The organism is Lacinutrix venerupis (genome assembly GCF_001971745.1).
In the GTDB taxonomy this organism is placed as follows: Bacteria; Bacteroidota; Bacteroidia; order Flavobacteriales; family Flavobacteriaceae; genus Lacinutrix; species Lacinutrix venerupis.
In genome coordinates this window covers 167316-180505 of the sequence record NZ_CP019352.1, presented here as the reverse complement: position 1 = coordinate 180505, position 13190 = coordinate 167316, and the positions used below count along the sequence as shown (strand labels likewise).

At 27.9% G+C, this 13190-nt stretch carries 11 protein-coding genes; all 11 read left to right on the top strand.

Features of this window, described 5'->3' with window-relative positions; all coding sequences use genetic code 11:
• Nucleotides 1-26 precede the first annotated feature (26 nt).
• Nucleotides 27-1151, top strand: coding sequence for a non-hydrolyzing UDP-N-acetylglucosamine 2-epimerase (gene wecB, locus BWR22_RS00820; protein ID WP_076731551.1), 1125 nt, complete (start codon nucleotides 27-29; stop codon nucleotides 1149-1151).
• A 2-nt stretch (nucleotides 1152-1153) separates the two neighbouring features.
• Nucleotides 1154-2359, top strand: coding sequence for a UDP-N-acetyl-D-mannosamine dehydrogenase (gene wecC, locus BWR22_RS00815; RefSeq protein WP_076731550.1), 1206 nt, complete (start codon nucleotides 1154-1156; stop codon nucleotides 2357-2359).
• Nucleotides 2360-2415: 56 nt separating this feature from the next.
• Complete coding sequence (locus BWR22_RS00810; protein ID WP_076731549.1) at nucleotides 2416-2952, top strand: hypothetical protein; 537 nt, start codon at nucleotides 2416-2418, stop codon at nucleotides 2950-2952.
• Between the two features lie 15 nt (nucleotides 2953-2967).
• Nucleotides 2968-4338 carry a hypothetical protein gene (locus tag BWR22_RS14390; protein WP_198033382.1) on the top strand — a complete coding sequence of 457 codons (1371 nt, stop codon included), beginning with the start codon at nucleotides 2968-2970 and terminating at the stop codon, nucleotides 4336-4338.
• Entirely contained in the window at nucleotides 4319-5470 is a 1152-nt protein-coding gene (locus BWR22_RS00800) for an O-antigen ligase family protein (RefSeq protein WP_076731547.1), read from the top strand. Before BWR22_RS14390 ends, BWR22_RS00800 begins: the two co-directional genes overlap by 20 nt.
• Complete coding sequence (locus tag BWR22_RS00795) at nucleotides 5467-6429, top strand: WD40 repeat domain-containing protein (RefSeq protein ID WP_076731546.1); 963 nt, start codon at nucleotides 5467-5469, stop codon at nucleotides 6427-6429. The genes BWR22_RS00800 and BWR22_RS00795 overlap by 4 nt, the downstream gene beginning before the upstream one ends.
• An 18-nt stretch (nucleotides 6430-6447) precedes the next feature.
• A complete protein-coding gene (locus BWR22_RS00790) occupies nucleotides 6448-7734 on the top strand; it encodes an oligosaccharide flippase family protein (protein ID WP_076731545.1) in 1287 nt (428 codons plus the stop codon).
• Between the two features lie 340 nt (nucleotides 7735-8074).
• Complete coding sequence (locus BWR22_RS00785) at nucleotides 8075-8914, top strand: hypothetical protein (protein ID WP_156875557.1); 840 nt, start codon at nucleotides 8075-8077, stop codon at nucleotides 8912-8914.
• Nucleotides 8915-8990: 76 nt separating this feature from the next.
• Nucleotides 8991-10070 (top strand): glycosyltransferase, encoded by a 1080-nt coding sequence (locus tag BWR22_RS00780; RefSeq protein ID WP_076731543.1) that lies wholly within the window; start codon nucleotides 8991-8993, stop codon nucleotides 10068-10070.
• Complete coding sequence (locus BWR22_RS00775) at nucleotides 10067-11065, top strand: glycosyltransferase family protein (RefSeq protein ID WP_076731542.1); 999 nt, start codon at nucleotides 10067-10069, stop codon at nucleotides 11063-11065. Before BWR22_RS00780 ends, BWR22_RS00775 begins: the two co-directional genes overlap by 4 nt.
• On the top strand, nucleotides 11062-13176 hold the full coding sequence (locus BWR22_RS00770; RefSeq protein ID WP_076731541.1) for a bi-domain-containing oxidoreductase: 2115 nt from the start codon (nucleotides 11062-11064) through the stop codon (nucleotides 13174-13176). Before BWR22_RS00775 ends, BWR22_RS00770 begins: the two co-directional genes overlap by 4 nt.
• Nucleotides 13177-13190 lie beyond the last annotated feature (14 nt).

The following is a 13190-nucleotide window of genomic DNA, read 5'->3' as shown; positions in this document are numbered from 1 at the left end:
TTTGCAACTTTAAAAGGAAAACTTTAATGAAAAAGAATTTAATTATTTTTGGAACAAGACCCGAAGCTATTAAAATGGCACCTTTAGTAAAGGAGTTTTTAAAAAATAGTGAGGAATTTGATACTCGTGTTTGTATTACTGCTCAGCACAGAGAAATGTTAGACCAAGTATTAACATTTTTTGAAGTAACACCAGACTATGATTTAGATTTAATGAAACCAAATCAAAATTTATATTCTCTAACAGCAGATATTATTACAAATTTAAAGCCAATACTAGAAGAATTTAAGCCAGATTATGTTTATGTACATGGAGATACTACTACCACCATGGCTGCAAGTATAGCTGCATTTTATTCAGGAGCAAAAGTATGCCACGTAGAAGCAGGATTAAGAACTTTTAATAAGCGTTCTCCTTTTCCCGAAGAAGTTAATAGAAGTATTGCTGGTAGTGTTTCAGATTATCATTTTGCACCAACAACAACATCTAAGCAAAATTTATTAAACGAAAACATTTCAGAAAACAGCATTCTTGTTACTGGAAACACAGTAATTGATGCATTAGATTTTAGTTCGGGTAAAGTAACATCTTCTCAATATTCAGATAAAGAAGTTGAACAATTAATTTCAATAGTAGATAACTCTAAAAAATTAATTTTAGTAACAGGACATAGAAGAGAAAACCATGGTCAAGGTTTCATTAATATTTGTAGTGCATTAAAAGAAATTGCAGAGCAAAATAGCGATGTTCAAGTTATATATCCTGTACATTTAAATCCAAATGTACAAAAACCAGTATATGAATTATTAGCAGATATTGATAATGTGAAGTTAATAGATCCGTTATCATATCCAGCATTTGTATGGTTAATGAATAAATCATATTTAATTATTACAGATAGTGGTGGTGTGCAAGAAGAAGCACCAAGTTTAGGAAAGCCTGTTTTAGTAATGAGAGATACTACCGAAAGACCAGAAGCTGTAGATGCAGGAACTGTTTTTTTAGTAGGAACAAACAAAGAAAAAATAGTAAAAGAAACAAACAACTTATTAAATAACGAAGACGCCTACTTAAAAATGAGTAAGTTACACAATCCTTATGGAGATGGTACTGCTTGTAGTAAAATAGTAAACTTCATATCTAACTTATAATCATGAATAACAAACCAAGTGTTGTAATGGTTGGTTTAGGCTACATAGGCTTACCAACAGCAGCTTTAATTGCAAGTAGAAACATAAAAGTTACAGGAGTAGATATCCACCAACATGTTGTAGATACAATTAACAAAGGAGAAATACATATTGTAGAGCCAGATTTAGATGGTTTAGTACACCATGTTGTTAAAGAAAATTACTTAACAGCTAGCACAACTCCGGTTGAAGCAGATGTATATTTAATTGCAGTTCCAACACCATTTAAAGGTGATCATGAACCAGATATTTCGTATGTAGAATCTGCTACACGTGCTATTTTACCAACTTTAAAAGAAGGAGCTTTAGTAATTATAGAATCTACAAGCCCAGTTGGTACAACAGAAAAAATGGAAAAAGTTATTTTTTCTGTAAGACCAGAACTTAAGGGTAAAATTTTCATGGCTTATTGCCCAGAACGAGTATTGCCAGGAAATGTAATACATGAGTTAGAGCATAACGATAGAGCAATTGGTGGTATTAACGAAGCTTCAACAGAAAAAGCTGTAGCGTTTTACAGACATTTTGTTAAAGGAGAATTACACAAAACAAACTCTAAAACAGCCGAAATGTGTAAGCTTGTAGAAAACTCTTCTAGAGATGCACAAATAGCATTTGCTAACGAGTTGTCTATGATATGTGATGAAGCAGGAATCAACGTTTGGGAGCTTATTAGACTAGCAAACAAACACCCAAGAGTTAATATTCTACAACCGGGAACTGGAGTAGGTGGACACTGTATTGCAGTAGATCCTTGGTTTATAGTAAGTGAATTTCCAAAGCAAGCAAAAATTATTCGTGCGGCAAGAGAAATTAACAACTATAAAACAGAATGGGTTATAGAAAAAATTAAAAGTACAGCACTACAATTTGAATTAGATAATGGTAAAAAGCCTAAAATAGCAGCAATGGGATTAGCTTTTAAACCAAATATAGACGATTTAAGAGAGTCTCCAGCTTTAAATGTGGTAGAAGCTTTAATTAAAGATAACTTTAATATTATGGCTGTAGAGCCTAATATAACCTCACATAAAACTTTAGAAATATACAATGCAAAAAATGCTTTAGAACAAGCAGATATTGTGGTGTATTTAGTTTCTCATAACGAGTTTAAAGCATTAGAATCTACAGCAATTACATTAGATTTTTGTAATGTTACTAAGCAGTAGAATATTATTGTTTATTGTATCTTTGAGTTAGAGTAATAAATCTTAAATTTTATTAAATGAGAATTATAGCATTAATTGCAATTACAGTATTGTTTTTTTCATGTAAAAATGAAACAAAAAAAGAAGTTGCAGTAGAAGAAAATATGCCAAAAACTGAGGTTGTGGAAACTGATAATTTCCCAAAACTTGAAGGAGTGCCACAATCTTTAAATTATATTTTTGATGAAGGTTATTTATATTCTCAAGGCATACAAATTAGCGAAGTAGCTTCTTATAGAGCAGGAGAGAACAATTATAATTTTGTGATTTATTTAGATAAAGACACAGACCTTGAGGAATTAGAAAAAATGACTTTAGGCTTTGTGGTGTATCCAAAAGATCTTTCTGTTTTAACAACTGCTAAAGAAAAGAAAACAAAAAGTAAAGCATCTGGTTACAGTCCAGAAGTTTATACTTTAGATAACTCACTAGTATTATCTATTAAAGATTTTAAAATTGACACTAACGAGTTTAATTTAATTAAACTATACTTTTATAATAAAAATGGTGTATTAAATGATAAAATTTTAAAATTAAGTAACGTAAAGTTATAAATTACAAGAACCATTTTGCCAGTAAGAGAAACAAACAAATATATTGTGTTATTGATAATGGGTATTATTTCTATAATACCTATTTTCTTATCGAATACTTTTGCTGCAAAATATGAGATTACCAACTACGTAATAATCCAGCTAAGTTTATTTTGGTTGCTATTTAAATTTAAAGAAGACCGTTTTAAATTTTTATTATCCCCTAGTTTTCTTGCTGTAACATATTTAAACCTTAATTTTATAATTGGTTCTTGGGTATTCTCAAACAATCTGGTATTTACCAGACTTCTTCCAGATTATAAACTTTGGGAGCATGCTTCATCTAGATTATTTATATTTAATATTCTTAATTTTTTTATAATACTATCTTACTTTGTTACTTTAAACTTAAAATTTAGTTTAAAACAACAGATAAATCTTAATAAAATAAACCAAAAGTTTCTGTTTTACACAACAGTTTTTCTATTTATTACATTACTAATTTTATCTCCATACTTAGAGTTTTTAGGTTTTTTACTAGTTGTTTTTAAAACAGCATTAGCACTTATATTAATTGCTTATGCTTTTAAAAAATTCAAGCTTAAATATAGAATAATGCTCTACTTTGTAATTCTACTTATTTTTGTAATTTTCTCTGTAGAAAGTAAAAGAGAAGCCATATTTCTTATTTTACCAATCGTATTATTAGAAACCTCTAAGTTAAAATTAAGGTTTAAATTTAAGCAAATATTTATTCTGTTCGCCTTAGCACTTGGTTTATGTTATTTTATAATTACTATGTCTATATTAAGAAACTATGGAGGCTTTAAAGCTAAAAGTTTTTTAGAAGCAACAACCTATGTTGACGATTATATACAAACAAAAACATTTGTAGCTGGTTTTATGAATAATCTTGAAATCTCTACAACATATTTACACTCTAATAATGCAATAGAGTATTTAAAAAAAGATAAGCTAGATTTGGTGTATGGAGAGACTATTATAAAACCAATATTTATATTTATACCAAGATCTTATTTTAAATTTAAGCCCAGAAGTGCTATAGATATTTATACATCTGAATACGATATAGAATTTAGAAATCGTGGAGGTTCGTTTCCAATAAGTATGCAGTCTGAATTGTATTTAAATTTTGGTTATCTATCTTTTATATTTGGCTTTATTATATTTACTTTTTTTAATAGTGTTTATAAAAATGCTTTAAAACTAATTAAAAACAACGAAATACTTAACTACATATATTTGTTATATATGTATGAGATTTTTCTATTTGTAATTAGAGGATCTGGATTAGATATATTTTCTGTATACTCTATTGTATTTATAATATTCTTTATTTGTTTTAAACTGTTTTTAAAGATTGTGTATGCACTTACTAAAACATAATATCCAAAGAGATACACTTCAAAGCATGCTTTTAGTGATGTATGCTTTTTTTATGCCTCTAAGTTTGTTTTTAAATGCAAATACAGTAATTCTAATTCTTTTAGTACTCATTTTTATTGCCGACGTTTATAATAAACGAGCCATTAAATTTAAAACAACTTTTAGTTTGGTTGTTTATTTCATAATATTAGTCTGTTCTTTAATTTATACAAAGGCTCTTGATTTTGGAATAGAAACGGTAATAAAATCCATTACCTTAACTTTATTTCCATTAGCGCTATCTACTACATCGTTTGTGTCTGAAAAGCAATTAAAATCTATTGCAATAGGTTTTTTTGTAGGTAATATGGTGGTGTTTATAATTTCGATTATCTATGCTATAGGCGTATATAAAATCAATCCACTGCCTTTAAGAGAAGGTTTTTCATATTTTACAAATTATGTAGATATACATTCTTCTTACTATTCAATATATTTAATATTTTCTACAGCATTAATATTTTGGGCTTTTAGAAAAGACAAACGGTTCAACCTTTTTATTAAAATAGGACTTGTAATAGCAATTGTGTTAATGCAACTATATTTAAAAAGTAGAGCAGGATTATTATCCACAGCTGCATTAATATTTATATATGTTATACTAAATTACAGAAAACGAATAATTATATTTAGTGCATTAGGCTTGGTGGTTTTTATATTTCTATTTAACAATTTAGATTTTTTAAATAGAAATTTAAACGAGTCTACTAACGATAGGTTTAGTGTTTGGTCTAGTGCAAAAGATGTGATTGTAAATAAACCAATATTTGGTGTAGGTATTGGTGATTACCAATATGAGTTAGATAAACAATACTACCTTAATTTATTCAATCATGGAATAGACGATAAGTTAAACAGCCATAATCAGTTTTTAGAAACTACCGTGGCAACAGGTATAATAGGTTTAATAGCATTTTTAGCAATTTTTTATTTTTTGATGAAACGCTATTTTGAAACCAAATCTCATATTATTTTATACTTTGTCATACCCACTATAATTTTAATGATGTTCGATTCTGTTTTATTACGACAGCACGGCATTTATTTTTTCGCTTTTTTTACAACATTACTGTTAAAATATAAGCCAGAATGAAAAAACAAACGTGTTTCATATTTGCTTTTTTATCTATTATAATAGCGCAATCTCAAATTGATTTAAATAGATGTAAAATTACACAAAACCAAAGTTTTGCTGTTAGAACATTGCTTTTAACAGATTCTCTTTTTGTACAGCAATCTTATAACTTGAGTACGCTTTATGTTTCTAAAAACGATGGATCTGGAACTATAACCATATTAAACGGGTCTCCTTTGGGTATCAAATTAGTAGCCGTAGATAGTACACAAAAGTACATAGCAATTGTAGATTATGATAAATCTGTAAAAATTATAGAGCATAACACAAAAGAAGTAGTAAAGCACTTTAAGATTGAGAATTCTAAAATTACAGCAATAACCTGGTATAAAAACAAACTTATTCTAGGTTTAGAAGATGGGAGTAATCAAATTCATTGTCTTAATAAAGAGAAGCCTATTCTAACTAAAACACACAATGCGGCAATAATAGACTTTAAAGTAGTTAATGAATATTTATATTCAATTGCTCAAGATGGTTATTTAAAAAAAATAATGCTTAATAAAACTTTAAGAATAGAAAAATCGTTAAATCTAGAAGCAATACCATCTGCTTTAGCAATAAATTTTAAAGCAAATAAAATTGCAGTTGGAATGTTTAATGGAGATTTAAATATTATAAACCTTAATACATTTAAAGTAGAAAACACTTTAAATTTGCATGATAATATTATTACAAAAGTTAAGTTTTTCGATAACCAAAGATTGGTGTCTTCTTCCTTTGATAAAACAATGAAAATTTACAATTTAAAAAAAAATAATAAAAAAGAATTAGTGTCTTGTAAAGACTATATTATGACCTTCAATTTTAACAAACAAAAACTACTATATTCTTGCAGAAATGGTACTTTAGTTTATATAAATTTAGATTGTAATAGTAATGAGATACTACTTAAAACACTATCAACTTTTGAATAAAAACATCAAAAATTTAATTTGAAAAAATTATTAAATAGCCTCTCGAAAAATAATTTAATAGTAGACTCCTTTTGGGCACTGTTAGGTAATGTTGTATTTAAAGGTTTATCACTTTTAGGAGGAATACTAGTGGCTAGACTTTTAGGTAAAAACATATTTGGTGAGTTTAGTATTATAAAAACAACCTTTATTTCTATTGCTTTTATAACCACATTAGGCTTTGGTTACACAGCAACAAAGTTTGTTGCAGACTATAAAAAAAACCATCCAAAGAAGCTTTATGCTATTTTTAAATTTACTCAAAAAACAATACTCATTCTTACAAGTATAGCTTTTGTAATTGTTTTTATTTTTTCAAATAAAGTTGCTTCTTTAATTTTAGAGGATAATGCGTTATCATCTTACATAAAAGTAGTTTCCGTACTTATCATTCTAAACAGTTTAAATTTTCTTTATGTAGGCTTTTTATCTGGCTTAGGCTTGTTTAAAAAAATGGCTAAAATCAACTCTTATATTGGAGTGTTAACCTTTTTGTTTAGTGTAGGTTTTACTTACTTTTTTGGGCTAATAGGTGCCTTATCTGCTTTAATTTTGGTGCAATTAATTAATGTAGTTGCTAACTATAATTTAATTAATAAAAACTTAGAGAAAAATACCATACAAAAGGATAAAGTATTAAACCGTAAAATTTTAATTTACTCCTTACCAATAGCTATACAAGAAACGGTATATGCTGTAATGTCTTGGTTAATTAATTTTTTAATAGTGTTATATGTGTCTTTTGGAGAATTAGGCATGTATACAGCAGCAATACAATTAAATGCTATAATTTTATTTATTCCTGGTATATTAAGAAACGTAGTATTATCTCATTTATCAAAAAATTCTGATGACGAGGGTTCCCACAAAAAAGTGTTAACCACAATACTTACTATAAATTTTTTAGCCACATTAATTCCTAGTCTTATTGTATTTATATTTAGTGATTTTGTTTCTACTTTTTATGGTAGCACTTATCAGGGACTGGGAGACTTAATTAAAATTTCTATTTTTACAACCGTATTTGTAAGTATAAGTAACGTGTACGTACAGGCTTATATGTCAAAAAACATGAACTGGACAATGCTTGGTTTTAGGATTTTTAGAGACGGAGGTATTATATTATTGTTTATATTTTTGGTTAAACAAAACCAATCTGGAGCTGCATCTATGATTTATTCAAACTTAATTCTAAGTGCGGTATTTATGCTTATAATGATTATTTTTTATAGGCTGAAAACCAATAAAATTAATAATGATAAATAATAAAGAAAAAACATTAGTAAATATTGGAGTTTTCTCTTTTTATATTATCATTTTATTTGATTTTATAACAAAAATTTTGCTAACCTATTCTGTAGAAGTATTCAATCGCTATAGCTTAATCCCTAAATTAATACTTAATATATTATTGTTGTTTTTAGTTTTAAAATCGACGCCTTTTAAAAGAAACAAGTATGTTATTTTTTTCTTTATAATGTTCTGTTTAACACTATTGTCTTTTTTCCAACTTTATAATCAATACGATTTTAAAACAACATATAAGCAAGTTTACGGTTTACTACTATATTCCTTTCCATTTATATTGGTTACTTATTTTAAAACATTGGACATAAGCAAAAAAGAGATGCTTATTCTAACTTTAAAAAAGCAAATAATAATTATTGGTGTAATTAGCAGTGCCTTAATTATACTAGGATTAATTACAAATATAGAATTATTTAGGTCTTATAGTTTTTCAAATAGATTTGGTTTTAACGGTGTTTTTTTAAAAACATCCGAAGCGAGTTACTTCTATATATTATTAATAGCGTTAACAGCTTATAAAGCAAGAAAAAGCAAAAAACAATTAATTTTATTAATATTTTTTATAACAACGGCCCTATTAATAGGCACAAAAATAGTATGGCTATTTTTAGCATTAATATTATTTATAACAATTTGGTTTTATTATAAAAAAGTAACACTAATAGCTGTTACAATCTCAGGAATAATATACCTAGTTTTTAGAAAAGTAATAGATTTATTTTTAATTAAACTCCTGCCTAATGGAGAGATTTTATATAAGGAAAACGGAATGTTTACAGTATTAACCTCTACAAGAGACTTATTGTTAGAGCAAACTATAAAGTTTAGTAGCGAACATTGGGGAATTATTAACTATCTGTTTGGAGGTAATAAGTATTGGATATATAAAGTTGAATTTGAAATTTTCGATTTGTTTTTCAATTTTGGGCTATTAGGTTTAGTTGTTTATTTTCTATTTATAAAAAACTGTTTTTATAAAAAAGTTAATAATGATTATGCAAAATTCACTTTGTTTCTTGTATTAATATGCGCTTGTTTTGCAGGAAATTTTTTTAAAAGTTTTCTTGTATTTACAGTATTCTATATCTCTTTTGAATATTTAAACATGAAAAATAAGTTTAAAAAACAGAGAGAATAATATAATCTTTAAAAGGAACAAATTAATAAATGTACTTACCTTTGCGGTGAATTAAAATATTCTTTATTCTAACCACATGAGTGTCAATCAAAAAAAAGTTTTAATAATTACCAATAAGGTACTTAATTATAGAAACGATTTATACGAACTTCTAGGAGAAAAAGTCGATTTAACAGTTGTTCATGCTGGAGATTTTAAAGACAATAGAAGCTATAAATTAATAAAACTTGAAAAGCTTAATTTTAAAACATTCTATTATTATAAAGGGCTTAAAAGTTTTCTTAAAAAACACACGTTTGATACCATAATATCAATTTACGATTTATATTTTCTAAACAATTATAATTTAGCTGCATCAAAATTTAAAAATAAATTGTTGTTTTGGGGAATTGGCATTTCATCATCAAATGGGTTAAAAGAAAAAAAGCTTACAGATATATTTCGTTTAAAATTGGCAAGTAAATCACAAGGAGTTATTTTATACAGTGAAACGGTAAAAAACATATACTTAGCAAATGGTTTTAAAAAAGAAATATTTGTTGCAACCAATTCAACCTTAGTATCCTCACAAGCTAGCGAAAAATTAGAGCCATCAAATACAATAAATTTTTTAAGTATTGGAGCCTTAAACAAAAGAAAGGGAATTGATGTTTTTTTAAAAGCATTAGCAAAAGCTAAGCATGAAAGTAAAATTAATAACTTAAGAGCTTTTATTGTAGGTAGCGGTGCCGAAAAAGAAAATTTAGAAGCCTTAGTTAAACAATTAGATATTGTAGAGAATGTAGTATTTTTTGGTAGGATATCTAATCCAGAAAAGCTAACCGAATTATATCAAAAATCAATATTTTCTTTTAGTATTAATCAAGCAGGATTAAGTGTTTTACAAAGTCTTGGAAATGGTGTGCCATTTGTAGCCTCCCAAAACGCTATAACCGGAGGAGAATTGTTTAATATTAAAAATGAAGAAACCGGTTTTTTAATACCATCTGGAGATGAGCAAGATCAAATTCAGTATTTAACAAAACTAATAAAAAGGACAACTGAAGATAAAGAGCATTTTATAAAAATGAGAAAAGTTTGTAAAACTTATTATTTAAATGAAGCCAGCCTAGATCACATGATAGTGGTATTTTTAAAAGCAATAAATAGTATATGAAAACAATATTAGTAAACGCTTCTGCAGCGAATACAGGAGGAGCAGAAACTATTTTAAGAACTTTTGTAAGCGAGATAAAAAAAGAAACCCAATATAAGTTTGTAATCCTATCTCCGCATAAATTTAATCTTGCAGAAAAACACATAACTTTTGAATATGCTAAAACTTCAGGTTTTAAAACCGTTTGGTTTACAATAAAAGGCATTGGGAAATACGTAAAAAAATACAGCCCGAATAAAATAATAAGTTTTAATAATTTAAATTATATTTTTAAACCTGGCATAGGTATTACCTATTTTCATCAGCCAAAAGCATTAGAAAAAGGATATTCAGATGTAAAAATCAAAGTATATCAATTCATTATTTCTAAATTCTTAAAAAAGAATACCTTCATTGTACAATCTGAATATATTAGAAATAAATTTTTAAAAATGTTTAACTATGAAGAGGATGAAGTTATATCATGTTGGCCAGGATTTATTATCCCAAAACAAGACACCTCTTTAAACTCAAAAATTTCAAGCAATTTTAAACATAAAGGGTTATTACCTATTGCTTATGCATCGCCACATAAAAATGTAAAATCTCTGGAGGAGATATATGGCTTTTTAGAAGAAAATAACATAGAAATCACCACTTTATTAAATCCAGCAAATAATTATTTATCAGCATCTAAAAATATAAATTCCATTGGTGCCATTACAAGGCAACAGCTTTTTGGCCTTTACAAAGACATAGATTTTTTAATTTTCACCTCAAAAGATGAAACCGTAGGTTTACCAATATTCGAGTTTTTACAAACAGGTAAGCCAGCATTTGTTTATGCTGCAGATTATGCAATAGAGTTTAATAAACAATTTGGTAATCCTGAAAATTTAGTGCTATTCAAAGACGCAGAAGAATTTAAAACATTATTTTTGCAAAAAATTAATTGCACATCAAAACCTTTTGATTACTCAAAAGGGGAATGGTATAAAATTATAGATTTAATATGAAGCAAATACTCCAATCTTTCAAAACAGGTAATACAGAACTTGCAGATGTTCCAGCACCTAAAGTTAAAAGAGGTCAGGTACTTATACAAACAACAAGAAGTTTAGTTTCGCTAGGTACAGAACGTATGCTTGTTGAGTTTGGAAAAGCATCACTTATACAAAAAGCAAGACAACAGCCAGACAAGGTAAAAATGGTTTTAGACAAAATTAAAGCCGAAGGTTTAATGCCTACTATTGAAACAGTTTTTAATAAGTTAGAGCAGCCATTACCATTAGGATACTGTAACGTAGGTAAAGTAATTGCAGTTGGAGAAGGTGTTTCAAATTTTAAAATAGGAGATCGCGTAGCCTCTAATGGACAACATGCAGAGTTTGTTTGTATTCCACAAAATTTAGTGGCACACGTACCAGATAGTATAACAGACGAAGAAGCTGCATTTACAGTAATTGGGTCAATAGGACTTCAGGGAATAAGGTTAATAAAACCAACAATGGGAGAAACTATTGTGGTTATTGGTTTAGGCTTAATTGGTTTAATGACGGCAGAAATGCTTGTTGCAAATGGTTGTAAAGTAATTGGTTACGATTTGGACGATGCTAAAATAGAAATAGCAAAATCTAAAGGTATTATAGCTTTTAATCCTTTAAAAGGAAATGATCCGGTAAAATTTGTGTTAGAAAACACGAAACATATTGGAGCAGATGGTGTAATTATTACAGCATCAGCAAAAACTAATGATATTATTTCTCAAGCTGCTAATATGAGTAGAAAAAGAGGAAGAATAGTATTAGTAGGAGTAATTGGTTTAGATATTTCTAGAGCAGAATTTTATGAAAAAGAATTAAGTTTTCAAGTTTCTTGCTCATACGGTCCAGGAAGATATGATGATGATTACGAACAAAAAGGAATCGATTATCCGTTACCATTTGTACGTTGGACAGAAAAAAGAAATTTTGAAACCGTATTACAGCTAATAGAGACTGGAAAATTACAGGTAAAAGAACTCGTTTCAGATGTAACACCATTAGAAGAGTTTGATAAAATTTATGGTAATATTGGGCAATCAAAATCTATTGCTTCTATTATAAAATATAATGAAAACAGTGTACCAGATCATAGCATTACTGTAAATAAAAAAACATTAGAAGCAAATAAAGGTGTTATAGCTTTAGTAGGAGCAGGAAACTTTGCTAAAATGACCTTGCTACCAGCTTTAAAAGGAACAGATGCGCAAATAAAACACATTGTATCTTCAGGTGGCGTTAATGGTACAGCACTTGCAGAAAAGCATAATATTGCACAAAGTACGACAGATTACGATTTAGTTTTAGACGATGAAGATGTAAATTTAGTAATGATTACTACAAGACATAATTTACATGCTAATATGGTAATTAAGGCTTTAAATAAAGGAAAACATGTATTTGTTGAAAAACCTTTAGCTTTAAATGCAGAAGAGCTTGAAAGCATAGAAGAAGCTTATAAAAATAATAAAGGCACATTAATGATAGGTTTTAACCGTCGTTTTTCTCCACATACTCAAAAAATAAAATCTATAATTGGTGATGCACCAATGAATGTGATTGCAACAATGAATGCTGGCGCAATACCTTCAAATGTTTGGGTACACGATATGGCAGTTGGTGGCGGAAGAATTATAGGCGAAGCATGCCACTATTTAGACTTAATAGTGTACTTAACAGGAAGTAAAATTAAAGCCGTTTGTATGAATGCCTTAGGAGAGAATCCAGAAGAAAATACAGATAACGCTTCTATTTTAGTGAAATTAGAAAATGGTTCTACCGGAGTTGTAAACTACTTCGCAAATGGTGCAAAATCTTATTCTAAGGAACGTTTAGAGGTTTACTCTCAAGAAAAAACTTTGACTATGGATAACTTTATTAAAACCACAGGTTACGGTACTAAAGGCTTTTCTAAATTAAAAACTAAATTAGATAAAGGCCATAAAAATCAATTTTCTACTATTTTAACTGAATTAAAAAAGGGAAGCGTAGAGCTAATTCCTTATAATGAGTTAATCAATGTAACCAAAGCAAGTTTTGCAGCTATCGAAAGCCTAAAAGAAGGACAATGGGTAGAAGTTAAATAATCTTTTACATATTT